Origin of the sequence: Enterococcus hailinensis (genome assembly GCF_045862035.1) — a bacterium.
In the GTDB taxonomy this organism is placed as follows: domain Bacteria; phylum Bacillota; class Bacilli; order Lactobacillales; family Enterococcaceae; genus Enterococcus_A; species Enterococcus_A hailinensis.
Window position 1 is genome coordinate 208357 of record NZ_BAAFRV010000001.1, and the last position, 23961, is coordinate 232317.

Here is a 23961-nt window from a genome sequence, read left to right on the forward strand (position 1 = left end):
TAAGTTTTTTTAATAACGTAAATCTTAAAATAAAATCAAATGTATCTCTGCTTGTCAAATAAACTGCTCAAAAATAGCAAAAATCTTCGACCATTTATTGACTTTGATATCAAATGAGGCTATTCTTATTGAGAAAGATTCTCATTATTGATTAAGTAGATAAAATAAGCCGATATAAATGGAGGAAACTATGACAACTTTAGCAGATATATCATTGAACCAAGTCGTTCAAATCGATGAAATGACGTTAGAAAATGACTTAAAACATAGATTACAGGATTTAGGGATGATCGTTGGCTCAAAAGTTGCTTTAGTCAATCATTCTGGTGAAAATGGTATCGTCCTTTTGCAAAATACCCGCTTAGCATTATCGCGTTCTTTATTAAAACAAATACTTGTGAAAGACCTAACGCAAGTGCAAGAATCTTGGGTATCATTGGATCAATTACGTGCAGGTGAGCGGGCGGTGATTGTCAATGTCCACGGAACAGGTGCAGTCAAACGTCGGTTGATGGACATGGGATTGACCAAAGGCACACCGATAAAGGTAGTGAAATTAGCACCGCTGGGGGACCCAATCGAACTAAGAGTCCGCGGTTATGAATTAAGTTTACGAAAAAGTGAATCTGAAATGATCGTGGTATCGAAAGAAGAGGGGGCGGACTAATTGGCACAGTTACATATTGCTTTGGCAGGAAATCCTAACAGTGGGAAAACTAGTACGTTCAATGTATTGACTGGGACCAATCAGTTCGTAGGCAATTGGCCTGGGGTAACAGTTGAACGAAAAGAAGGGCGTTATAAAAATAACTCAGAAGTAACGATCGATGATTTGCCAGGGATTTATTCTCTTTCGCCTTACTCGCCTGAAGAAGTAGTGGCCCGGGATTATCTGTTGTCAGGGACGCCGGATGCGATCATTAATATCATCGATGGAACCAATTTAGAACGGAATCTTTATTTGACGACTCAGCTGATCGAAACGGGTATTCCATTGATCGTCGCAGTCAATATGATGGATATCGTTAAAAAAAGTGGCAAACAAATCAACTTAGAAAAATTAGCTTATGCACTAGGTGTACCGGTCGTCGGTATCAGTGCGCTGAAAAATTTTGGAATTGATAAAGCCGTAAGCGAGGCGGTGCATCTAATTGAAAAAGGACAAGCTGAAGTCAGCTTTCCACATTATGATCGTCGTCTAGAAGCTGCACTCAGTGAAATCGAAGAAATTTTGGGTAGTACTGTTCTAGCAAAATATAGTCGTTTTTATAGTGTGAAATTATTTGAGCGTGATGAACAAGCGCTCACGCAATTGGATTTAAGCAAAATCCAGCAAAAAGAAATTACAGAAATCATTCAGATTACAGAAAAGATTTTTGGCGATGACGCAGAAAGTTTGGTCATCAATGAACGGTATAATTTTATTACTCATTTAACAACGCTATGTGTCGTGAACGGAGATCAATTTAAAGTATCGTTTTCAGATAAAATCGACCACATCATCACTAATCGTTTCTTAGCGTTGCCGATTTTTGGTTTAGTGATGTGGCTGATTTATTATATTGCGATCCAAACCGTTGGAACGATGGGAACTGATTGGGTCAATGATCAGTTATTTGGTTCGATCGTACCTAATTTTGTCAGTTCGACTTTACAAGCTTGGCATGTGGCCGCTTGGATGCAGAGCTTGATTTTAGATGGGATCATCGCCGGTGTCGGCGCAGTGCTAGGCTTCTTGCCGCAGTTGATGGTACTATTTTTATGTTTAGCTATTTTAGAAGACTGTGGTTATATGTCCCGCATTGCCTTCGTCATGGATCGAATTTTTCGCAAATTTGGGTTGTCAGGTAAATCGTTTATTCCGATGTTGATCGCCACCGGCTGCGGCGTACCCGGAGTCATGGCTAGCCGGACGATTGAGAATGAAAAAGATCGTCGGATGACCGTGATGCTAACGACTTTTATGCCTTGTTCAGCTAAATTGCCGATCATCGCTTTAGTGGCAGGGGCCTTTTTCCCTCATAGTAGCTGGGTAGCTCCTTCGGCCTATTTTGTTGGAATGGCTGCCATCGTACTCTCAGGAATCGCATTGAAAAAGACGCGTCTATTTAGTGGGGATCCATCGCCATTTATTATGGAATTACCAGTCTATCATTTTCCGCGAATCGGAAATACAATTCGTTACACTTGGGATCATAGTAAAGCGTTTGTCAAACGAGCAGGAACGATTATTTTTGTTTCAAGCATCATTATTTGGTTTATTTCTAGTTATAATTTCCACTTACAATCGGTTAATGAAAATGATAGTATTTTAGCGGCTCTTGGCGGCACGATCGCTCCGTTGTTTGCTCCGCTCGGCTGGGGAAATTGGAAAGCAGCCGTGGCTGCGATCACAGGCCTGGTCGCAAAAGAGAATGTGATCGGAACCTTTGGCGTGTTGTATCGTCACACGGAAGTTTCGGAAAATGGAGCAGAAGTTTGGTCAGCCTTGCGTCAGACCTACACGTCTGTTGGTGCGTATTCATTTTTAGTCTTTAATCTTTTGTGTGCTCCTTGTTTTGCTGCAATGGGTGCAATTCATCGTGAGATGGGCGATACAAAATGGACGCTTCGCGCGATCGGTTATCAATGCGGATTAGCGTATGCAGTAAGTTTTATTCTTTACCAATTTGGTCATCTCTTCTTTGAAGGTGGACAGGTCAATCTAGCGACTGTGATCGCGGGAATCGTTTTAGCGATCATGCTGTATTTTATTGTCAGAAAACCAGTAAAACAAACACCAAGCATTTCAATCCAAGAAATCAACGAGGTGAAAGAATGGCAACTATAATTTTAAGCATCCTAATTTTTGGCGGAGCAGGTGCAGTCATTTATCGGCGAATCAAACATGGCAGTTCGTGTGAAGACTGTGATTTCAGTTGCCCAGTAAAAGAAGAACAACAAAAAAATTAAGCGATTTGGCGAGTATTCGCCGGATCGTTTTTTCTTTTTTTTGGAAAGAGATAAAAAATGTTACAAAGTTGTTGACAAAGATAAGGTACCGAACTATAATAACTAACGAATTGAAGTTAGGTACCGAACTTTAAAGATAGTCACAATCAAAATAATTAAGAGGAGCGATTAGAATGAGTCATTTTACAGAAGAATTGATGCAGCAATTACGGTTTGTTAGCACAGCGAGTAATGCGTTTATCAGCAAGCGCCAGAGATTGACCGGGCAACAACGTGTCTTAGCGATTTTAGACAAGGAAGACGGCTTGATTCAAATTCAATTGGCTGAAATATTGGATATTCGTCCAAGCTCATTAGCTGAATTAATGAAAAAAATGGAAAAAAGCGGTGATGTTCGTCGACAAGAAGAGGAACAAGATCGTCGAATCAAACGCGTCTTTCTAACTGAAAAAGGCAAAGAAAAAGCACAAAAATTAGGCGCCGCAGGTGGCGATATGAGTGAAGCGTTTTTTGCTGGATTGACAGAGGAAGAACAACGACAATTTAGTGAATCATTACAAAAAATATCTGCTGGCTGGCAAGATGAATTCAAAAAGCAAGCAGGCCGCTTTGTTGATCCGATGGATCGCTTACGTCAAATGCAAGCGATGCGTGAACAAGTCGCTGATAATTGGAAGAATCTTTCAAGAGAAGAACAACGTCAAATGCGTAATCAAATGAAACGTGAAATGCGAAATGCTTCGCATGAATTTCCACGAAACTTCCCACGTGATTTTCGTCAAAATTTCTGGGGGAATCCAGACTGTTTCAATCAACCTGAGGAACCCAAAAAAGCAGAAGACAATGACTGGGAAGATTTCTAAATATCATTGATTTGGTAATGGAACAAAATAAATTTTCTACTATATAAGAGCTAGTCATAGTCTCTGGGTATTAGCAGAATGAGTAAACTGACGAGCTAGCTCTCGTCGCTATGAACTAGGAGGAAACGATAATGGATCGTGATATGAGTATGGAGCAAGAACGCCCCTATACAAAAAGTAATTACAAATTGAAAGATTTTATTCGCTTGATTACTAGCGTTAACCCTAAGAAAACATTATTTGGAGTTGGCTTATTTTTAAGCTTGTTGACTAGTGGGGCTAGTTTGATCGTGCCACAATTGACGAAAGGCTTAATCGATACGAGCAAACTGGCTCAAATCGATAAAGCGATGTTGGCAGTATTGGTCTTAGCATTTGTTGCTCAATTAGCTTTTGGCGCGATCGGCAGCTTCTTATTACGTTATGTGGGAGAAAGCGCTGTTAAAACATTACGAGAAAAATTATGGGGACACCTCTTACAAATGCCTGTTGGGTATTATGATGACCATAAATCAGGTGAAAGTAGTTCTCGTCTAGTGAATGATACGACAGTAATCAAAGATTTAGTCGCTACACAATTTCCAAACTTTATTACTGGCGGGATCCAACTTGTGGGTTCGATGATCATTTTATTCGTGATGGACTGGAAAATGGCTGCAATGATGTTTTTAGCGGTACCGATCATGGCTTTGATCATGGTGCCGATTGGCCGTGTAATTTCACGTCTTGGCCGTCAATTACAATCAGCAACTGCTGATTTCAATGCGGAAGCAAGTGAAAAATTATCAGAAATTCGTCTGATCAAGGCTAGTAATGGAGAACCATTTGAAAAAGAAAGTGGTCGTTCATTTATTAATAAGATTTTTAGTTTAGGGATCAAAGATGCAAAGGTAGAGGCATTACTTCAACCAATTATCACGACTGTGATGTTAGGTTTATTCGTGGGGATTTTAGGTTATGGTGCTGTTCGAGTCCAAGCCGGAACATTGACTAGTGGGGAATTAGTTGCTTTCCTATTATATCTATTCAATATCATGATGCCTGCAGCTAGTTTTGCAACCTTCTTCTCACAAGTTCAAAAAGCTATGGGAGCGACTGAACGAATCGAACAAATTTTAAAAACCGAGCTAGAACCGATCGAAGCTGGAAAAACAGTCGATGTTTCCGGTAAAACAATCAAAGCGGAAAATTTATCTTTCCATTATGAAGAAAATCGTCCAATTTTAAAAAATGTTTCGTTTGAAGCTAAACCAAATACGGTCATTGCATTTGCTGGACCTAGCGGTGGCGGGAAATCAACGATCTTTTCTTTATTGGAACGTTTTTACGAGCCAACAGCAGGTTTGATCAAAATCGGTAATGAAATTGTCGATGAACTTAGTTTAGCCAATTGGCGTTCACAAATCGGATACGTCTCACAAGATAGTGCCGTCTTTGCCGGCAGTATCCGTGACAATCTACAATATGGATTGGAACGTACATTGAGTGAAGCAGAGTTATGGCAGGGTTTAGAATTAGCATACGCCGATCAATTTGTCCGTGATTTCCCAGATCAATTGGAGACAGAACTTGGCGAACGCGGCGTTAAATTGTCAGGCGGTCAAAAACAACGGATCGCGATAGCTCGTGCGTTTTTGCGAGATCCTAAAATTTTAATGTTGGATGAAGCAACAGCGAGCCTTGACTCACAGTCAGAAGAAAAGGTTCAACGTGCATTGGATCAATTGATGGAAGGGCGGACAACTTTGGTGATCGCGCATCGATTGTCTACGATCGTAGATGCGGATCATATCTATTTCATCGAAAAAGGTGAAGTAACAGGACATGGCACACACAGTGAATTGATTGCAACGCATCCATTGTATGCAGAGTACGTACAAGAACAAGTTGTTAATTGAAGATAAAAAACTAGCCAGACAAATTTTGTCTGACTAGTTTTTTTATTTTATCTATAGCTAGGCAGTGCTGCTTCATACGCTTTGATCTTATCTTCGTATTGCAAGGTGATGCTGATATCATCGGAACCATTGATCAATTTTTCTTTCCAAGTTGGATCGATTTGAAAGGCGTAACGAGCCTCTGAAGTTTGGATCTCTTGGTTGGGTAAATCGATCGTGATCGCTTCTTCTGCGGGAAGTTGACTCAATACACTTCGAGCTTCGTGATTCAATTTTATCGGAAGCAAGCCATTTTTTAACGCATTCATATAAAAGATATCACTGTAACTACCAGCGATCACTGCATGGAACCCGTAATCTTGTAAAGCCCAAGCGGCATGTTCTCGTGAAGAACCAGAACCAAAGTTTTCGCCGGCAATCAAGATCGTTGCTGTTTTTCGCTCAGGTGCATTCAGAATAAATTCAGGGTTAGGAGAACCATCGGCTAAAAAACGCCATTCATCAAATAAATGTTTACCAAATCCAGCTTTATCAACTTGTTTTAAAAATCCTTTGGGAATGATTTGATCCGTATCGATATTGTCATTCATCAATGGGACTGTTTGACCAGTGTAGCGAATAAATTTTTCCATTAGAAAACCTCCTTACGGCTATCGACAAAATTTCCATGGATGGCAGCTAGAGCAGCCATGACAGGACTACAAAGATGTGTACGTGCATTTTTGCCTTGCCGCCCTTGGAAATTTCGATTTGAAGTAGATGCACAGTGGACTCCTGCTGGTACACGGTCAGGATTCATACCTAGACACATAGAACAGCCCGGTTCACGCCACTCAAAGCCTGCATCTTTAAAAATTTTATCCAAGCCGATTTTTTCTGCCGCTTTACGGACAGGCCGCGAGCCAGGAACGACGATGGCGGTTACTTTTTCATGGACTTTCTTTCCGGCAATGATTTTAGCCGCTTCTTGCAGATCTGAAAGCCGGCCATTGGTGCAAGAACCAATAAAGACGTAGCCTACTGGAATATCCGCGGGCGTTTGTCCTGGTTCTAGGCCCATATAATCATAAGCTTTTTGGATATCGGGTGAAGTGATCAGTGGAAATTGTCCGTCAAAAGGCACACCCATTTCTGGATTGGTGCCCCAAGTTACGAAAGGAACCAGTTCATCGACATTCAAGGTCAATTCTTTATCATAAACAGCATCGTCATCAGTATAAAGTTCTTGCCAATCATTGATCGCAGCTTGCATATCTTTTGGTGCAAATTCTCGTCCTGCGACATAGGCAAAGGTCTTTTCATCTGGAGCGATCAAACCGATTTTTGCGCCGCCTTCGATCGCCATGTTGCAGATCGTCATTCGTTCTTCCATTGATAGGTTTTCAATAGCTTCACCATAAAATTCTGCCCCATAGCCTACACCGAAATCTGTTCCATATTTAGCGATCAATGCCAAAATAATATCTTTTGCATAAACACCTTTAGGAAGCGTTCCTGTGATTTTAATCCCCATGTTTTGCGGTTTGTTTTGCCAAAGCGTCTGTGTCGCAAAAACATGTTCCACTTCACTGGTGCCGATCCCGAAAGCTAAAGCACCAAATGCTCCGTGAGTTGCAGTATGAGAATCACCGCAAACAATCGTTTTTCCAGGTTGGGTCAAACCAGTTTCTGGTCCGACCATATGCACGATTCCTTGCCGATCGCTGCCATTGTCACAAAGCTGAACACCAAACTCCTGACAATTTTCTTTCAAAGTATCGATTTGTTTTTTTGCGACAAGATCAGAAAAATTAAAGATATCGACAGTCGGAACATTATGATCCATCGTCGCAAACGTTCTTTCAGGATGACGCAACGTACGTCCTGCTGCCCGCAATCCTTCGAAGGCTTGCGGTGAAGTAACTTCGTGGATCAATTGTAGATCGATATAAAGTAATTGCGGAGCACCTGCTTCACCATAAACGACGTGTCGTTGCCAAAGTTTATCAAATAGTGTTTTTCCCATAGTTCTTACTCCCTTTTTAGCTATAGTTTAAAGTGTTGCGCTGCTCGTCTGACATATTTGGATGACTGCTTCGGTAAATTCCTTCGTACGAGCAGTTCCACCTAAGTCACTGGTGGCGATTCCTTGAGCTAAAACGTGATCACACGCTTTTTCGATCAGTTGTGCTGCTTGTTCTTGTGCAAAAGATTGCCGCAACATCATGGCTACCGATAAGATCATCGATATTGGATTGGCGATGCCTTGACCGGCGATATCTGGGGCAGAACCATGGATCGGTTCATAAAGTGAAGGGCCATCGATACTATGACTAGCACTAGGCAATACACCCAATGTTCCGGGTAGGACAGAAGCTTCATCACTCAAGATATCACCAAACAAATTATCAGTTACGATTACATCAAAATCCGTCGGTCTTTGGATCAACTTCATTGCGGCAGAATCAACGTATTGATGATCCAACTGACAATCAGGATATTCTTTAGCGATTTCCTCGGCAGTTGCGCGCCAAAATTTACTTGAAGCTAAGACATTCGCTTTGTCGACCGAAGTAACTCTTTTATTTCGACCTTCTGCAATTTTGAAGGCCGTATGGAGGATCTGTTCAATCTCGTTTTTTTGGTAACGCGCTGTATCATAGGCCATCCTAGGTGTTAGTTCTCGCGGTTCACCAAAATAAATTCCACTACTTAGTTCCCGGACGATCACGAGATCTGTCCCGACGATGATCTCAGGCTTTAACGGCGATTGCGGGGCTAACACGTCTGAAACAGCTACTGGCCGGATATTGGCAAACAAATTTAAACTTTTACGTAAAGCCAATAATCCTTTTTCAGGTGTTTCCGCAGCTTTTTCCCACTTTGGACCGCCGATAGCCCCTAAAAGAATCGCATCTGCCGCTTGGCAAGCATTTAATGTTTCTTTTGGCAGCGGAGCTCCTGTTTCATCGATCCCGGCACCGCCAAAAGGAAAAGATTGATAATCAAACTCATCGTCGCAATATTTTTCAACGGCGCTTAATACGCGCAAGCCGCTTTCCATAATTTCAGGTCCGATACCATCACCGGCTAGCACAACAATTTTTTTCTTCATATTAAAAGGACTCCTATCTTTCTCTCAACTAATTCATTTAATGAGGTTCACTAATCTGAAAATTTAATGTTCTTGGATCAAATGATTGCAGGCTTGGACATATGCTTTAGCTGAAGCATGTAAAACATCAAAGTCTACGCCGATGCCACGAAAATCTTGTTTACTTTTTTCATCATGCAAAGTGATCCGTACTTCCGCTTGAGCATCCTCGCCACTAGTTAATGCTTGAATCTCGTAGTCGGTCAATTTCGGACGTTGTTGGAACAATTCATCGATCGCATTGTAGATCGCTTGGATACTGCCAGAACCAATTTTGGAAGCTACTTTTATTTGGTTGTCCTCGTCAGTGATCGAAACGATCGCACTTTGATAACCGTTCGAAATGTATTGGACTTGTACATCAGCTAATCGATATTTCTCGATTTCTTCACGGTGCTGGTCAGCCAGCAAAGCAACCAAGTCGTTATCCGTAATCTGTTTTTTCTTATCCGCTAAAATTTTAAAACGCTTGAAGGCCTCTTTACTTTCGTCATCTGTTAGTTGGTAACCTAATTCTTCAAGTTTAGAGCTAAAAGCATGACGACCAGATAATTTTCCTAGCGGTAGAGAGTTTTGCGAAACACCAACAAGAGTTGGCGTGATGATCTCATAGGTTTCAGGATTTTTTAATACGCCATCTTGATGGATCCCCGATTCATGCGCATAGGCATTGTCACCAATGATCGCTTTGTTTTTAGGAACAGCAATGCCAGAAAGTCGTGATACAAGATCGCTGGTTCGTTTGGTTTCGTTTAATACAATCGTTGATTGACAGTGATAAAAATCTTTACGAATTGCTAATGCTAAGGCGACTTCTTCCAAGGCAGTGTTACCTGCTCGTTCACCGATCCCGTTGACTGCACCTTCAACTCGGTTTGCACCATTCTCGATTGCCGCAAGCGCATTGGCAGTCGCCATTCCCAAATCGTCATGACAATGTGAGGAGAAGATGATCTCTTTTTCGCTTTTTATCTGCGTAATCAAAAATTTAAATAGAGCGCCATATTCAGCTGGATTAGAGTAACCGACCGTATCAGGAATATTGATAATGGTTGCGCCGGCATCAATGGCTGTTTGAACGGCTTTTAATAGGAAGTCTTTCTCCGTTCGAGAAGCATCTTCAGGAGAAAATTGGACTTTTTCAAAATAGTTCCGTGCATAAGTGACATGCTCTTTGATGGAAGCTAAAACATCATCAGGCGTCATTTTCAATTTGTATTTCATATGGACTTCGCTAGTTGCCAAGAAGACATGGATCTGTGGATCGACCGCATTTTTTAATGCTTCGTATACTCGATCGATATCTTTCTTTTGGCAACGAGCCAAACCAGCCACAGTCATTTGTGTAACATTTTCAGCGATCGCTTTGACAGCTTCAAAATCACCAGGGGAGGCGATAGGAAAACCTGCCTCAATCACATTGATGCCCCATTTTTCTAATTGCAGAGCGATTTGAACCTTTTCTTTGGTGTTGAAATTAACGCCAGGGGTTTGTTCCCCATCTCTTAGTGTGGTGTCGAAAAATTGGATTTGTCTCATGTTCTTCCTCCTTATGACAAAAAATGGGTATAAAAAAAGCATCCCATCGAAGAAGAACCACTTTCTTCTCCGATGCAATGCGAATAGGGGCTTATTGAAATATTTTTCAATAAGTCCCTAGCATAATAATAAAGTTGCGATATGTGTTGTAATTGATTTTTTCATAGCAACCACCCGTTATTGTCAGAATTTTTTTGAAATTGTTTTTTATAATCTTATAGAAAACGATGTGAGATGTCAATGCTATTATGAAAAATAAATGAGAATAAATCCAGTTTTTTTGCTTTTATTGGGCGGAATAATAGGTAATCAAAGAATAGAAAACGGTATCTATGATTTTTTTGTGATGATTCAACTGCCATTGACGTGTTATAAAAATGCTTCAAAAAGGAAAAAATGTTCTTTTTAACCAAAAAAAGCGTTTTAGTTTTTCCTGCAAAAAAAAAATACCGACAAATTTGTTGATTTGACAAGTATTATAAGGAATTTTTTGGAAAAAAAGAATAAAATTAGAATTTTTGGTGTTTATTACTTGATTAATTAAAAATAAATGATTAAAATATTGTTCATATTCAGAAATGCGTAATTATTCTGAAAATTGAATCAAAAATTTTAGATCATTTGATCAAAAGGGGAAAAGGATATGAGGAACAAATTAGCTTATGGTATTGTCGCAATTTGCGGACTCGTTTTGGCGGGGTGTTATGGAGGAAGTAGTTCTTCTACAGACAGTAGTAGTTCAGCAAGCGGTAAGGCATCGGATAACGGCACATTTAATTTGGTCGTTTCACAAGAAATGCCTACAGCTGATCTATCTGTCGCAACAGATACAATCAGTTTCACTGCGTTGAACAATGTATATGAAGGAATTTATCGTCTAGACAAAGACAACAAACCTCAACCAGCCGGTGCAAGTGAAAAAGTCAAAGTAAGTGACGATGGCAAGACTTACACGGTGAAACTAAGAGAGGACGCAAAATGGTCGAATGGCGATCCTGTAACAGCAAAAGATTATGTTTATGGTTGGCAACGTACAGTGAAACCAGAGACAGCCTCAGAATATGCTTACCTTTTTGAATCAGTTGAAAATGCTGCAGATATCACTGCAGGAAAAAAATCACCTGACGAATTAGGCATCAAAGCAGTCGGTGATTATGAATTAGAAATCACATTAGCAAAAGCAACGCCTTATTTTGATTACTTATTAGCATTTCCATCATTCTTCCCACAAAACCAAAAAGTGGTCGAAGCCAATGGTAAAGATTACGCAAGCAAGAGTGATAAAGCCGTTTACAATGGCCCATTTACTTTAGAAGGCTTCGATGGTCCTGGTACAGATACAGAATGGGAATACAAGAAAAATGATAACTATTGGGATAAAGATGAAGTGAAATTGTCTTCAATCAAAGTCAATGTTGTAAAAGAGTCATCTACTGCATTGAATTTATTTAAAGATGGTGAAGCAGACGACATCATTCTTTCTGGTGAGTTAGCACAACAAAATGCGAATGAATCAACATATCAATCATTTAAAGAAGCTCGTACAAGTTACTTAGAGTTCAATCAACGTGAGGATAATTCACCATTTAAAAACGAAAACTTACGTAAAGCGATCTCATATGCGATCAACCGTAAATCACTTGTGAACCAAGTGTTAGGTGATGGTTCAGTCGTTTCAACTGGTTTAGTTCCATCAGGTATGTCTAAAAACCCTGAAACGGATGAAGATTTTGCGAAAGAAGCTGGCGATTTAGCTCCATACGATAAGAAGAAAGCCAAAGAGTATTGGGAAAAAGCTAAAAAAGAATTGAATATCGACTCACTATCATTTGAATTGATGGCTTCTGATACAGATTCATCGAAGAAAGTGATTGAATATATGCAAAGTGCGTTGGAAGAAGCGTTACCAGGAGTAACAGTGAAACCAACACCAGTACCATTCTCTGTTCGTCTAGACCGTTCAAATGCAGGTGACTTTGATGTCTTACTTGGCGGCTGGGGCGCTGACTATGCAGACCCTTCAAGCTTTACTGATTTATTCGTAACAGGCAATTCTTATAACCGTGGTCGTTGGAGTAATGAAGATTACGATACAGCGGTAGAAGATTCAGCGAATAAAGATGCAAGTGATGAAAATGCTCGTTGGAAAGACCTACAAGAAGCAAACAAAATTATCTCAGACGAATCAGGTGTGGCACCATTGTATCAATTATCTGAAGCACATTTGATCAATGAAAAAGTCAAAGGCATCGTTCACCATCCTGCCGGCGCTTCATGGGATTACAAATGGACATACGTTGAAAAATAAGTATTTTTCAACTAGTTCAATCAATTAAAAGAAAAACAATGACAAATAAAAAGAAGTTGGAACGAATCTCGTTCCAACTTCCTTTTAAATCATTGTTAGTAAAATACAAAGTATCGAAGAACCAATCAAAATGGCTGCAATGATCAACCAAAAAGAATAGCGTCCTTGTCCAACGGTAGAGAAGGACTGAAATTCTGGTTTTTTCTTTTGTCTTCTGCTAAACGCATGATGCATTGAACGTTGAAAGTGATCAAAGAAGCCTGAAGAAAAAATCCAAAACAAGATTCCAATGATCAAAAAAGGCAGTCCAATAAGAAATAAACGATTTGATAAGGCGAGTAGTGAAAACGGCTTTTGAATGATCGAAAAGATGATCGTGATCAAAAGTAATCCACCGCCGATCCCAATGGGAAATAATTTACTTTTCATACATACACTCCAATAATTAAAGGCTTTAAAAGCTTTTTAAATAAAACGATTTACCTAGAACTTTCTTCTACTGTAAACCATAACAAAAGTAGAAGTCAAAATTTAAGAACGCAACAACGAGTCGCTTGATGGATTCGTTGAAACGAATTAGGAGGCACCTCATGGGCAGTTATTTTAAATATTTTTTAAAGCGTGTCTTTTTCATGCTAGTGACATTATGGTTGATTGCAACGATCACCTTTTTCTTAATGCAATTACTACCAGGAACACCGTATACCAACCAAGAACGATTAAGTCCTGAAACGATTGCAATGTTGAATAAACAAGTTGGTCTAGATAAACCGATCATTGTTCAGTATTGGGTCTATCTAATGAACCTGGTCCAAGGAAACTTTGGAATTTCGTTCCAATTCAAAAACCAAGAAGTTGCTTCTTTATTGGCTGGCCGTATCGGACCATCATTACAATTAGGCTTGCAAGCAATTATCTTCGGAACGTTTGTCGGTATTGTCTTAGGTACGATTTCTGCAATGAAACAAAATTCATGGGCAGATACATTGGCAACATTAGTAGCGATCTTAGGTCGTTCAATTCCTAACTTCGTTTTCGCTGTGTTATTACAATATATCTTTGCAATGAAATTGCGTATTTTACCGATTGCTAAATGGGAAGGTTTTGCCTATACGATTTTACCAACTCTCGCATTAGCGATGTCGCCGTTAGCCGATTCCGCGCGTTTCATTCGAACGGAAATGGTAGAAGTCTTGCACAGTGATTACGTGGAGTTAGCACGTGCGAAAGGATTAAGCCGTTGGGAAATCGCCTTTAAACATGGCTTGCGTAATAGTTTGATTCCTTTAATGACTTTGTTAGGGCCACTAGCCGTTGCGTTGATGACGGGTTCATTAGTTGTCGAAAATATTTTTGCTATCCCTGGTATCGGGGAACAATTTGTTAAATCAATCATGACCAATGATTATCCAACAATCATGGCTGTTACGATTTTGTATTCATTCATGTTGGTCTTCGTGATTTTGGTCGTCGATTTACTTTATGGTTTTGTGGATCCTCGGATCCGTCTGTCAGAAGGGAGTAAGAGTTAATGGAAATAAAATATCCTTCAATCGTTGATATTCCCGCTGATGAATTTCAACCCTTACAAAAAAATACGGAAGCAGAACGCGAGGAGATCGCCGCACCTTCCTTGAATTTCTTACAAGATTCTTGGCGTCGTTTGAAAAAGAATAAAGCGGCAGTTATCTCAATGGTCGTTTTGGCGATTATTATCGTAATATCTATCGCAACGATCTTTGTCTCTCCACAAGATCCAACGAAACAAAACGTTGATTATATCAATTTACCCCCTCGAGTTCCGGGCTTGAATATCAATGGTTTAAACGGAAAAACAATGGTCGCTGGTGAATTAGTTGATAAATATGCGCAAGCAGATGTGCCTAGCAGCGTGAATTACTTGTTAGGAACAGATGGATTAGGCCGTGACGTATTGAGTCGCCTATTCATGGGAACACGTATTTCATTATTGATTGCTTTTATTGCCGCATTGTTTGATATCACGATCGGTGTTGCTTACGGACTAATTTCTGGTATGTTAGGCGGCAGAGTCGATAACGCAATGCAACGTTTCTTGGAAATTCTTTCTGGGATTCCCAACTTAGTAGTAATGATTTTGATGTTGGTCGTCTTTGAACCAGGGATCTTCTCGATCGTTGCTGCAATGGCTATTACGAACTGGATACCAATGGCCCGAATTGTCCGAGCCCAGACCCTCAAGCTAAAAGATCAAGAATATGTTTTAGCAGGTATGACTCTGGGTGAATCGAAATGGAAAATCTCACTGAAACACATTATTCCAAATATCTCCAGTGTTATCATCATCCAAATGATGTTTAGTATTCCGACAGCAATTTTCTTCGAAGCATTCTTGAGTTTCATTGGTTTAGGTTTGACACCGCCGGCTGCTTCACTAGGTACATTGCTGAACGACGGATACAAAACGTTCTTGTATTTGCCATACTTATTATGGATACCAGCCGTGACGATCTCATTGATCATGATCTGCTTTAACTTGTTAGCCGATGGTCTACGTGACGCATTCGATCCGAAAATGAAAGAGTGAAGAATTTATGGAAAAAATTTTAGAAGTGAAAAATTTAAATATTTCATTCGATACCTATGCCGGAAAAGTGCGAGCAATTCGTGGTGTGGACTTCGATTTGAATAAGGGTGAAACATTGGCAATCGTTGGCGAGTCAGGTAGCGGAAAATCTGTTACTACTCGAACGATCATGCGATTGTTGTCTAGTAACGCCAACATCGATGAAGGAGATATCTTATTCAAAGGTGAAAATATCGTTGATAAAACTGAAAAAGAAATGCAAAAAATTCGTGGTCGCGAAATCGCCATGATTTTTCAAGATCCGATGACGTCATTGGATCCTACTATGACGATTGGAAAACAAGTAGCAGAGTCATTGCGCAAACACAAAAAGGTTTCAAAAAAGGAAGGCATGCAAGCTGCACTGGATCTACTGAACCTGGTCGGGATTCCCGATGCTGAAAAACGACTTAAAAATTATCCCCATCAGTTTTCGGGTGGACAACGTCAGCGGATCGTCATCGCGATCGCTTTGATCTGTAATCCTGAAATCTTGATTGCAGATGAACCGACAACGGCTTTAGATGTAACGATTCAAGCTCAAATTTTAGAATTACTAAAAGAAATCCAAGAAAAAATTGAAACATCGATCATCTTCATTACCCATGACCTTGGTGTTGTGGCGAACGTAGCGGATCGGGTAGCAGTTATGTATGCGGGTAGAATTATTGAAGTCGGTACAGCAGAAGAAATTTTTTATAATCCGCAACATCCGTATACGTGGGGATTATTAGGTTCGATGCCGACATTAGATAGTGAAAATGATCGTCTTTATGCGATTCCAGGTTCACCGCCGGATCTATTAGATCCTCCAAAAGGGGATGCCTTTTATCCTCGGAATGAATTTGCTTTGAAAATTGATGCAGAGATGGAACCGCCGTTCTTTGAACTTTCAGAGACGCATAAAGCAGCGACTTGGTTGTTAGCGCCACAAGCTCCGAAAGTAACGCCTCCGGCTGAGATCCAAAGACGTTGGGATATTTTCCGCAAAAAGCAAAATCAATATTCTGCTTAAACAAAGTGAGAAAAAAACGGGGGACTATACATGGAGAAACGATTATTAGAAGTCAAACATTTAAAACAGTATTTTAATACTGGTACAAAAAATGAGGTTCGAGCAGTTAACGATGTCAGCTTTTACATCAATGAAGGCGAAACTTTTGGATTAGTTGGTGAATCAGGTAGCGGAAAATCAACGACAGGTCGTTCGATCATTCGCTTAAATCAACCAACAGCGGGGGAAATCTTATTTGACGGGGAAGATGTCACGAAGATCCACGGAAAAGCTGGATTGACCAAATTCCGTCGCGATGTTCAAATGATTTTTCAAGATCCGTATGCTTCATTGAATCCGCGGATGAAAGTAAAAGATATCATTGCTGAAGGTATTGATGTCAATAAATTAGCTAGTACGCCGAAAGAGCGGGACAAGATCGTCAATGAATTATTAGAGACGGTCGGGTTGAATCCAAGCCACGGTACGCGTTATCCTCATGAATTTTCAGGTGGACAACGCCAACGGATCGGTATCGCACGTGCCCTAGCTGTTCGTCCACGCTTTATTATTTGTGATGAGCCGATCTCAGCCTTGGATGTATCGATCCAAGCACAGGTCGTGAATTTGCTTCAAGATTTGCAAAAAGAACAAAACTTGACGTATCTGTTTATCGCTCATGATTTGTCGATGGTAAAACATATCAGTGATCGAATCGGTGTTATGAACAATGGGCACTTATTAGAAGTTGGCGATAGTGAAGAAATTTATCATTTTGGTGTCCATCCTTATACGGAGAGTTTGTTGTCGGCGATCCCGATGCCCGATCCAGACCATGAACGTCAACGCCGCCGGATCAAATATCAAACAGAACCACATGATGGCAAGACTCGAACATTGCGAGAGATTGGTCCTGGACACTATATTTATTCTTCAGAAGATGAAGTGGCCTACTATAAGAAAAAATTAGAACACTTAAAAAGTGCAAAATTATTGGTTAAAAGTTAAATTTGAGAGAAAAGCTATGACGCCTGAGTCATAGCTTTTTTTATTTTAAATAACTTAAAATGTTTATTTAAACAAATAAATATTTGCTATTTCTTTTGTTTATAAACAATTAAAAAAATAACAATGACCAAAAAAAATTTTATTTTCCAATTTCACTTTAAAAGATAATCAAATTTGAGTATACTTGGACTAATTTAATGAGATCACTTTAGGGTTGGAGATTGTTTTCATTAAATAAAATTATTTAGGAGTGAGTAAATGGAAAAGCATCTGAAGAAAGCAAAGACATGGAATATGATTTTGATTATTTTAGGAATACTTTCAACGATTACTGGGATTATTGGCTTACCCAAATCATTGAATCCAAAACTTAGTGACTACAAAATGTTAGGCGACTATGGTCAAGAAATGTTTGATTATCTGAATAGTCCATTCACAAAAATTTTCTCGATCGTTTCACTGATCGTCACGATTGGCTTACTGGTCTTTTATTTTAAAGCCAATAAAAAATTAGCAGATGAATCGATTCCAACAAAGGTTCCTTATTATGTCTATATCATCTGGAGTTTGGTCGGGCTATTGATCAATCAATTGATGCAACCGACGATGCAAGTTGAAGGTGCGAATGTTTCATTGATCATGATGATCGTTACGTTGATTTTTCAATTGATTTTCTTGATTCCAGCAGTAATCGTAATCGTTCATTTATTCAAAGCAGAACCAGTAGAGGTAGCCTAAATGAAAAAAATGACGAGAAAACAAAAAATTCGTTGGAGTATCATTGGCGGAATCATTGCATTGGTGTTAGTGATCGGAATTATTGTCTTCCAACAAATGAAGCCAAGTAAGACGAGCGAAAATAAATTTCAAACGGTTACGTTAAAGAAAACGGATCCGCTGACATTCAACGGAATCGTCCAAGCGACACATACGCAGGATTATTATTTAGATCAAACGTTGGGGAAAATTTCAACAATCAATGTGGAGGATGGTCAAGAAGTAGCTGAAGGAACAACTTTGTTGAGCTATACCAATCCAGAATATGAAACTCAAGCTGAGGAACAAAGTAGTAATTTAGATAAATTGAATCTCGCGGTGACGAACGCACAAGAGATGCTGGCGATTGCTCAAGATAAACAGGCAAAAGTTCAGCAACAATTGAATACGGCTATCAATAATTATAATAATACGAATGAAAACACGGAGGAAGGCGCAGCTAAAAAAGAGCAGTACAAACAAGAAAAAGATCAGTATGAAACAGCATTAGATAGTGCAAAAGATGCGGTCGTTCAAGCGCGACAAGGATTAGAAAGTGCGAATGTAGAATTAAATTCGGCCAATCAAAGTGTCGATACCGTCCGAAATAAAGTAAGTTCCGTCGTAACTAGTACGACAAAAGGAATTGCTTATGTCGATCAAAAAGGCAAAAATGATGCGACCGTTCCAGTTGTAAAAGTAGTCAGCAATGAAGTCACTGTTGAAGCAACCGCTTCTGAATATGATTATCCTCAAGTAAAACAAGATGCTTCGGTAACGATCAAACCAGTGACGACGAATCAAGAAATTGCAGGAACGATCACGCATGTTAACCAACTACCTGATCAAGCTAGTCAGACCAATGGAAATGCAACAACAACGGCTGCTTCTTCGATTTCAAATTATAGTTTTAGTGTTAAACCAACGGAAACGTTGCATTATGGTTACAATGTCCAAGTAGTTCTGCCACTCGATGAGCTTCGTATTCCTAAAAAAGCGATTCGAACTACTGGCGATACAGAATATGTTTTTGTTTATCGTAAAGGCAAAGTCCATGAAGCGACGATCAAAACTGAAAATCAAGGAAGTTACGTGATTTTAAAAGAAGGTCTTAAAGAAGGAGACAAGATAATCTCAAATCCTGATAAGACGTTACATGATGGTCAGGAATTGGCGGTGGATTAAATGATCGAATTAAAACAGATCAATAAATATTATCGGAATGATGAGGAAGTCTTGCATGTATTGAAAGACATCAATCTTTACGCCGATGCTGGTGAGATGATTGCGATCATGGGCCCTTCAGGTAGTGGAAAATCGACATTGATCAATACTTTAGGTTTTATCGATACGAAATTTGAAGGTGAGTATCTCTTTGAAGGAGAAAATCTTATTACGACAACAGATGATCGGTTATCAAAAATTCGAAATCAAACAGTTGGATTTGTTTTTCAAAACTTCAGTTTGATCGAAAATTATACCGTTTACGAAAATGTTGAGCTGCCTTTGCTATATAATGGCTACAGTTTCCATCAAACCAAAGAAAAAGTTATGGCAGTGTTAGCCAAAGTTGGTTTAGCAGACAAAGCAGAAAAACATCCTCGTCAACTTTCTGGCGGGCAGCAACAACGTGTCGCGATTGCCCGAGCATTGATCAACCAACCAAAGTTTATCATTGCAGATGAACCAACAGGGGCACTGGATACACACACCTCCAACGACATCATGGAATTGTTCAAGGAATTGAATCGTCAAGATCAAGTCACGATCTTTTTAGTGACCCATGATCCAGAAGTCGTTCCTTACTGTACGCGACTTGTTCAAATCAGAGACGGCGCAATTATTGAAGATCGGGCGGTGATTGAAGCATGAAATTTTATGTGAATTGGCGTTCTTCGTTAGGATCGATTTTCAAGAATAAAAAAAGAAGTGCCTTAACAATGTTTGGAATTATCATTGGCATCGCGGCTGTGATTGCGATTTTATCGATCGGTCGTGGATTTGAACGCGATACGATCAAAAGTCTTACTTCAGAGGAATCAGATAAGCTAGAAGTTAATATCGATTTTGTTCCTAATAATAATAATTTGTATGAATCAAATCTTGATCTGATCCAAAGGTCTGATTTTAGTTTGTTGAAAACAATTGACGGAGTAGAAGAAGTCTCATATCCTAAAACGGATTTGACTTACATCTATAAAGACATCCCTGTAAAAGAAAAAACTAAAAGCACTCGTATTGGGGTAGTTACCAAAAAAGGTAAAGCAGTTAGTCACGGTCGGGCGCTAACGGCTTTTGACAATCAAACACAAAATAAAGTTGTGACATTGGATGCCTCGTTAGCGAAAGAACTTTTTGGGACAGCAAGTGAAGCCGTGGGACGTGGTTTCGAAATGGATCAAGAAGTCTTTACGATCGTAGGTGTTTTTCCGGCTGGCGCGGAGGAATCCATGTTTTCAGTCGGCGCTACAAAAGTCCAAATCCCACGAAAGACTTATACGCACTTTTTCGGCAATGAAAAAAATACTGGATCTGTGGTATTGACTTTGGCCAACGGCAGCAAAATAAATAAAATTGCTGAAAAAGCTATCAATAAATTGAAAGCAAATGGGGCGATGCGTCAACAGGGAGAATACCAAGTCTCTAATATGGCGATGATGACAGATGGCATCAGTAATGTCTTGAGTAGTATTACACTCTTTATTAGTGCTGTAGCAGGAATCTCTTTATTTATTGCAGGAGTTGGTGTAATGAATATGATGTATATCTCTGTTTCAGAACGTACGAAAGAGATCGGGATTCGACGAGCTTTAGGAGCAACGCGAGGAGCGATTCGTCTCCAGTTTTTATTAGAGGGGATGACGCTGACCTTAGTAGGCGGAATCATTGGTTATCTATTAGGAATGCTAGTCGCTTATGCTATTGGCAGTGTGATGGATATCCATGTTTCGGTAGATTTATTTACCGTTTGTTTAGCGGTTGGTGTCTCCAGCGGAATTGGTTTACTCTTTTCTGTTATGCCAGCATCCGAAGCAGCAAAAAAAGATTTGATCGATATTTTAAGATAAAAAAAGTTGGAACAAAAGTAAAAATACTTTTGTTTCAACTTTTTTGCTTTTCAGATAAATAAAAAATGCCACCGCACACATTCTTTTCGAAACGTCCGAAGACGCCAAGATTGTGCCGGTGACGTGGGTTTGGCACCCAATGGGCTGTGAGGGGTTCGAACCCACGACCCGCTGATTAAGAGTCAGCTGCTCTACCAACTGAGCTAACAGCCCAAACAAATTACTTACATATGTTAGCACTGAGAAAATAAAAATGCAAGAATAAATAAAGATTTAATTAAAGAAAATATTTTATTTATCTAGTTTCGAAAACTATATTGTAGAATCATGGTAATTTTGCTAAAATAAGAATTCAAAGATGCCGGTTTCATTTGTCACTTTATCGTAGTCTAACTATTTTTAGCGATAAAATCAATTGACTGGCGTTTCAATAAAATGATTGAAAAATAAAAAATATCTTTGAACCAATAGATAAACGAAATTTTCAGTATCACAAGAGGAGCTATTAGATTTGGAAGAGAATGCACTCAAAGAATGGGCCGAAACGATCCAAAGTGTTCGTCTGCCTCGTTGGGAAGAATTACCAGAATTAGAATTGTATATGGATCAAGTCATTACACTAGTCGATCGTTACTTGTCTCCATTGATTCAAAATGAAAAGCAAACTGTCTTATCGAGTGCGATGGTGAATAATTACGTTAAACACAAATTGGTACCACCACCAGTGAAGAAGCGTTACAATCGCAATCACTTGGCTTACTTGATCGCGATCACTTCGTTGAAACAAGTATTTGCGATTCCAGATATCAACGAGTTGATCCGGATGCAGTTATCGGTCAATGAACCGCAAGAAGCCTATAACAATTTTTGTATCGTACAAGAAGCGGCATTGAGCGATAGCGCAAAAATGATCGCAGGTGAAACGATCACTACGACGCGGACCAATAAGGACGTGCATTATTTAGCAATGGAAAGTGCGGTCGCTTCGCTGACGCAAAAAATGTTAGCGGAAAAGATCATTCAATTGGAAAAAGAGAAAGAAGGCGAAAGTAATGACTGAGAAAATTGCAGTTTTAGTTGATTCAGGGACCGATGTCCCACAAGAAGTGATTGATAATGGACCATTTTTTATGGTTCCGCTTAGAATCATCTTTAGTGATAAAGAATACCGAGATGGGATCGATATCAGTTCTGATACGATTTTCCCCTTGATAAAAAAAGAATTACCTAAAACATCATTACCAGATGGAGAATTGATCCATCAAGTTTTTGATCAAATCAAAGCTCAAGGTTATACCCAGGTGATCATGGTGACGATCTCAAGCGGATTAAGCGGAACGTATAATGCTTTACGTGTATTAGGTGAGCATTATGCAGGCCTGACTTTCCATTCGATCGATACCAAAAATGTCGGGATCGGCGCAGGCATTCTAGCAATTTATGCAGGCGATTTGATCAAACAAGGAAAAAATTTCAACGATGTGATCGCTGAAGTTGAAAGTAAAATTCCCCATACTAAAATCTTCTTTAATGTTGATACCCTTGAATATTTACAAAAAGGTGGTCGAATTGGATTAGTGGCGTCATTATTAGGTAGCGCCCTAAAATTAAAGCCGATTATTTCATGTAATCCAGAAGGTATTTATTATACTGTTGCTAAAGTACGAGGCTTGAACAAAAGTATCGATAAAACGATCCAATTGGTGAAAGACCAAATCGGTACACATAAGCGTTTTAATCTAGCAATCACACAAGCAGATGCGTTAGAAACCGCAGAAAAGATGCGTGCGCGTTTACACGAATTATTTCCTACTGCTGAGAATATTTATTTTGGTAAAGTCTCACCAGCACTAGCCGTCCATACGGGTCCAGGTTCGCTAGGTGTGGTGTGTCAAGTACTTGATTAATAATGAGAGACGAGCTGTTGCTCGTCTTTTTTATTTCCTATATAAGATGGTACTTTTCTTGGCTGACCGGATAATCGTCAATTTTTTTGCTTTTTTTCTTAAGTAATTATTGTAAAAGAACGGTAGTATTATTGAAAAGATGAAACACTATTGAAATTATTGTATAATGGTAAGGCGTGCATACAATCTTAAAAAAGGTATGAGGTGACTCTTAGTGAAAAAAATTCTAGTTGTTGATGATGAAAAACCGATTTCCGATATTGTTAAGTTCAATCTGACGAAAGAAGGCTATGAAGTCTTTACCGCTTATGATGGTGAGGAAGCTTTAGAGAAAGTAGAAGAAGTAAATCCAGATTTGATTATTTTGGATTTGATGTTACCAAAAAAAGATGGTTTAGAAGTAGCTCGTGAAGTACGCAAAACACATGAGATGCCGATCATTATGGTGACGGCAAAAGATTCTGAAATCGATAAAGTTTTAGGGTTAGAATTAGGTGCCGATGATTATGTAACGAAACCTTTTTCTAATCGTGAATTAGTCGCACGAGTAAAAGCTAATTTACGTCGTGGCGGACAAGCTCCAAAAGAAGAAGAAACAACGACCCAAACGGATCTGACAATCGGTGATTTAACGATTCATCCAGATGCGTATATGGTCACAAAACATGGCGGTACGATCGAATTGACGCATCGTGAATTTGAATTATTGCATTATTTAGCCAAACACATTGGCCAAGTCATGACACGTGAACATTTATTGCAAACGGTTTGGGGCTATGATTATTTTGGGGATGTTCGGACAGTTGATGTGACCGTTCGTCGTTTACGCGAAAAAATTGAAGACAACCCAAGTCATCCGACTTATTTAGTAACCAGACGTGGCGTAGGCTATTACCTACGCAATCCTGAACAGGATTAAAGGAAGAGAAC

General features: G+C 39.5%; 22 protein-coding genes and 1 tRNA gene. 17 read left to right on the top strand and 6 right to left on the bottom strand.

Annotated features, from left to right (window positions below):
* Positions 1–190: 190 nt before the first annotated feature.
* The 5 genes from ACKTSC_RS00955 to ACKTSC_RS00975 all read left to right on the top strand — a co-directional run bounded on the left by ACKTSC_RS00955 (position 191) and on the right by ACKTSC_RS00975 (position 5713).
* Positions 191–667 (top strand): FeoA family protein, encoded by a 477-nt coding sequence (locus ACKTSC_RS00955; protein WP_332580060.1) that lies wholly within the window; start codon positions 191–193, stop codon positions 665–667.
* Positions 668–2830 (top strand): ferrous iron transport protein B, encoded by a 2163-nt coding sequence (gene feoB, locus ACKTSC_RS00960; protein ID WP_407856590.1) that lies wholly within the window; start codon positions 668–670, stop codon positions 2828–2830.
* A complete protein-coding gene (locus tag ACKTSC_RS00965) occupies positions 2818–2952 on the top strand; it encodes a FeoB-associated Cys-rich membrane protein (RefSeq protein WP_407856591.1) in 135 nt (44 codons plus the stop codon). Before feoB ends, ACKTSC_RS00965 begins: the two co-directional genes overlap by 13 nt.
* Before the next feature lie 173 nt (positions 2953–3125).
* Positions 3126–3815, top strand: coding sequence for a MarR family winged helix-turn-helix transcriptional regulator (locus tag ACKTSC_RS00970; RefSeq protein ID WP_407856592.1), 690 nt, complete (start codon positions 3126–3128; stop codon positions 3813–3815).
* A gap of 131 nt (positions 3816–3946) precedes the next feature.
* Positions 3947–5713 (top strand): ABC transporter ATP-binding protein, encoded by a 1767-nt coding sequence (locus ACKTSC_RS00975; RefSeq protein ID WP_407856593.1) that lies wholly within the window; start codon positions 3947–3949, stop codon positions 5711–5713.
* A gap of 47 nt (positions 5714–5760) precedes the next feature.
* Here the strand turns inward: ACKTSC_RS00975 and leuD are convergent, their stop codons facing one another.
* The 4 genes from leuD to ACKTSC_RS00995 form a co-directional block, all read right to left on the bottom strand.
* Positions 5761–6345, bottom strand: a complete 585-nt coding sequence (gene leuD, locus ACKTSC_RS00980; RefSeq protein WP_407856594.1) for a 3-isopropylmalate dehydratase small subunit — start codon at positions 6343–6345, stop codon at positions 5761–5763.
* Positions 6345–7718 carry a 3-isopropylmalate dehydratase large subunit gene (gene leuC, locus ACKTSC_RS00985; protein WP_332580066.1) on the bottom strand — a complete coding sequence of 458 codons (1374 nt, stop codon included), beginning with the start codon at positions 7716–7718 and terminating at the stop codon, positions 6345–6347. Before leuC ends, leuD begins: the two co-directional genes overlap by 1 nt.
* A gap of 27 nt (positions 7719–7745) precedes the next feature.
* A complete protein-coding gene (gene leuB / locus ACKTSC_RS00990; RefSeq protein ID WP_407856595.1) occupies positions 7746–8807 on the bottom strand; it encodes a 3-isopropylmalate dehydrogenase in 1062 nt (353 codons plus the stop codon).
* Between the two features lie 63 nt (positions 8808–8870).
* Complete coding sequence (locus tag ACKTSC_RS00995) at positions 8871–10385, bottom strand: 2-isopropylmalate synthase (protein ID WP_407856596.1); 1515 nt, start codon at positions 10383–10385, stop codon at positions 8871–8873.
* A 643-nt stretch (positions 10386–11028) separates the two neighbouring features.
* Here ACKTSC_RS00995 and ACKTSC_RS01000 point away from each other — a divergent pair.
* A complete protein-coding gene (locus ACKTSC_RS01000; RefSeq protein ID WP_407854854.1) occupies positions 11029–12693 on the top strand; it encodes a peptide ABC transporter substrate-binding protein in 1665 nt (554 codons plus the stop codon).
* Positions 12694–12777: 84 nt separating this feature from the next.
* Here ACKTSC_RS01000 and ACKTSC_RS01005 read toward each other — a convergent pair whose 3' ends face one another.
* The gene (locus ACKTSC_RS01005) at positions 12778–13122 is read right to left on the bottom strand and encodes a DUF3899 domain-containing protein (RefSeq protein WP_332580070.1); all 345 of its coding nucleotides are present in this window, start codon (positions 13120–13122) and stop codon (positions 12778–12780) included.
* A gap of 161 nt (positions 13123–13283) precedes the next feature.
* Here ACKTSC_RS01005 and opp3b point away from each other — a divergent pair, with 161 nt between their 5' ends.
* The 8 genes from opp3b (at position 13284) to ACKTSC_RS01045 (ending at position 21124) form a co-directional block, all read left to right on the top strand.
* Positions 13284–14225, top strand: a complete 942-nt coding sequence (gene opp3b / locus ACKTSC_RS01010) for an oligopeptide ABC transporter permease (protein ID WP_332653773.1) — start codon at positions 13284–13286, stop codon at positions 14223–14225.
* Positions 14225–15259, top strand: coding sequence for an oligopeptide ABC transporter permease (opp3C, locus tag ACKTSC_RS01015; protein WP_332580730.1), 1035 nt, complete (start codon positions 14225–14227; stop codon positions 15257–15259). Before opp3b ends, opp3C begins: the two co-directional genes overlap by 1 nt.
* A gap of 7 nt (positions 15260–15266) precedes the next feature.
* Positions 15267–16313 (top strand): ABC transporter ATP-binding protein, encoded by a 1047-nt coding sequence (locus ACKTSC_RS01020; RefSeq protein ID WP_332580731.1) that lies wholly within the window; start codon positions 15267–15269, stop codon positions 16311–16313.
* A gap of 30 nt (positions 16314–16343) precedes the next feature.
* Complete coding sequence (locus tag ACKTSC_RS01025; protein WP_407856597.1) at positions 16344–17300, top strand: ABC transporter ATP-binding protein; 957 nt, start codon at positions 16344–16346, stop codon at positions 17298–17300.
* Between the two features lie 258 nt (positions 17301–17558).
* Complete coding sequence (locus tag ACKTSC_RS01030; RefSeq protein WP_407854850.1) at positions 17559–18038, top strand: hypothetical protein; 480 nt, start codon at positions 17559–17561, stop codon at positions 18036–18038.
* A complete protein-coding gene (locus ACKTSC_RS01035; RefSeq protein ID WP_407856598.1) occupies positions 18039–19241 on the top strand; it encodes an efflux RND transporter periplasmic adaptor subunit in 1203 nt (400 codons plus the stop codon).
* Positions 19242–19928: an ABC transporter ATP-binding protein gene (locus ACKTSC_RS01040; RefSeq protein ID WP_332580735.1), complete on the top strand. Its 687-nt coding sequence runs from the start codon at positions 19242–19244 to the stop codon at positions 19926–19928.
* The gene (locus ACKTSC_RS01045) at positions 19925–21124 is read left to right on the top strand and encodes an ABC transporter permease (RefSeq protein WP_407856599.1); all 1200 of its coding nucleotides are present in this window, start codon (positions 19925–19927) and stop codon (positions 21122–21124) included. The genes ACKTSC_RS01040 and ACKTSC_RS01045 overlap by 4 nt, the downstream gene beginning before the upstream one ends.
* A 140-nt stretch (positions 21125–21264) precedes the next feature.
* Here ACKTSC_RS01045 and ACKTSC_RS01050 read toward each other — a convergent pair.
* A tRNA-Lys gene (locus ACKTSC_RS01050) sits at positions 21265–21337 on the bottom strand.
* Between the two features lie 298 nt (positions 21338–21635).
* Here ACKTSC_RS01050 and ACKTSC_RS01055 point away from each other — a divergent pair.
* The 3 genes from ACKTSC_RS01055 (at position 21636) to yycF (ending at position 23950) form a co-directional block, all read left to right on the top strand.
* Positions 21636–22184 carry a DUF1836 domain-containing protein gene (locus tag ACKTSC_RS01055; protein ID WP_407856600.1) on the top strand — a complete coding sequence of 183 codons (549 nt, stop codon included), beginning with the start codon at positions 21636–21638 and terminating at the stop codon, positions 22182–22184.
* Entirely contained in the window at positions 22177–23031 is an 855-nt protein-coding gene (locus ACKTSC_RS01060) for a DegV family protein (RefSeq protein WP_407856601.1), read from the top strand. The genes ACKTSC_RS01055 and ACKTSC_RS01060 overlap by 8 nt, the downstream gene beginning before the upstream one ends.
* Positions 23032–23245: 214 nt before the next feature.
* Positions 23246–23950: a response regulator YycF gene (gene yycF / locus ACKTSC_RS01065; protein ID WP_332580739.1), complete on the top strand. Its 705-nt coding sequence runs from the start codon at positions 23246–23248 to the stop codon at positions 23948–23950.
* Positions 23951–23961: the final 11 nt, after the last annotated feature.

What these genes read in the sequence shown, in the direction of transcription:
- ACKTSC_RS00955 (WP_332580060.1), top strand. Translation starts at nt 191, where the DNA reads ATGACAACTTTAGCAGATATATCATTGAACCAAGTCGTTCAAATCGAT.
- ACKTSC_RS00965 (WP_407856591.1), top strand. Translation starts at nt 2,818, where the DNA reads ATGGCAACTATAATTTTAAGCATCCTAATTTTTGGCGGAGCAGGTGCA.
- ACKTSC_RS00970 (WP_407856592.1), top strand. Translation starts at nt 3,126, where the DNA reads ATGAGTCATTTTACAGAAGAATTGATGCAGCAATTACGGTTTGTTAGC.
- ACKTSC_RS00975 (WP_407856593.1), top strand. Translation starts at nt 3,947, where the DNA reads ATGGATCGTGATATGAGTATGGAGCAAGAACGCCCCTATACAAAAAGT.
- leuD (WP_407856594.1), bottom strand. Translation starts at nt 6,345, where the DNA reads ATGGAAAAATTTATTCGCTACACTGGTCAAACAGTCCCATTGATGAAT.
- leuC (WP_332580066.1), bottom strand. Translation starts at nt 7,718, where the DNA reads ATGGGAAAAACACTATTTGATAAACTTTGGCAACGACACGTCGTTTAT.
- leuB (WP_407856595.1), bottom strand. Translation starts at nt 8,807, where the DNA reads ATGAAGAAAAAAATTGTTGTGCTAGCCGGTGATGGTATCGGACCTGAA.
- ACKTSC_RS00995 (WP_407856596.1), bottom strand. Translation starts at nt 10,385, where the DNA reads ATGAGACAAATCCAATTTTTCGACACCACACTAAGAGATGGGGAACAA.
- ACKTSC_RS01000 (WP_407854854.1), top strand. Translation starts at nt 11,029, where the DNA reads ATGAGGAACAAATTAGCTTATGGTATTGTCGCAATTTGCGGACTCGTT.
- ACKTSC_RS01005 (WP_332580070.1), bottom strand. Translation starts at nt 13,122, where the DNA reads ATGAAAAGTAAATTATTTCCCATTGGGATCGGCGGTGGATTACTTTTG.
- opp3b (WP_332653773.1), top strand. Translation starts at nt 13,284, where the DNA reads ATGGGCAGTTATTTTAAATATTTTTTAAAGCGTGTCTTTTTCATGCTA.
- opp3C (WP_332580730.1), top strand. Translation starts at nt 14,225, where the DNA reads ATGGAAATAAAATATCCTTCAATCGTTGATATTCCCGCTGATGAATTT.
- ACKTSC_RS01020 (WP_332580731.1), top strand. Translation starts at nt 15,267, where the DNA reads ATGGAAAAAATTTTAGAAGTGAAAAATTTAAATATTTCATTCGATACC.
- ACKTSC_RS01025 (WP_407856597.1), top strand. Translation starts at nt 16,344, where the DNA reads ATGGAGAAACGATTATTAGAAGTCAAACATTTAAAACAGTATTTTAAT.
- ACKTSC_RS01030 (WP_407854850.1), top strand. Translation starts at nt 17,559, where the DNA reads ATGGAAAAGCATCTGAAGAAAGCAAAGACATGGAATATGATTTTGATT.
- ACKTSC_RS01035 (WP_407856598.1), top strand. Translation starts at nt 18,039, where the DNA reads ATGAAAAAAATGACGAGAAAACAAAAAATTCGTTGGAGTATCATTGGC.
- ACKTSC_RS01040 (WP_332580735.1), top strand. Translation starts at nt 19,242, where the DNA reads ATGATCGAATTAAAACAGATCAATAAATATTATCGGAATGATGAGGAA.
- ACKTSC_RS01045 (WP_407856599.1), top strand. Translation starts at nt 19,925, where the DNA reads ATGAAATTTTATGTGAATTGGCGTTCTTCGTTAGGATCGATTTTCAAG.
- ACKTSC_RS01060 (WP_407856601.1), top strand. Translation starts at nt 22,177, where the DNA reads ATGACTGAGAAAATTGCAGTTTTAGTTGATTCAGGGACCGATGTCCCA.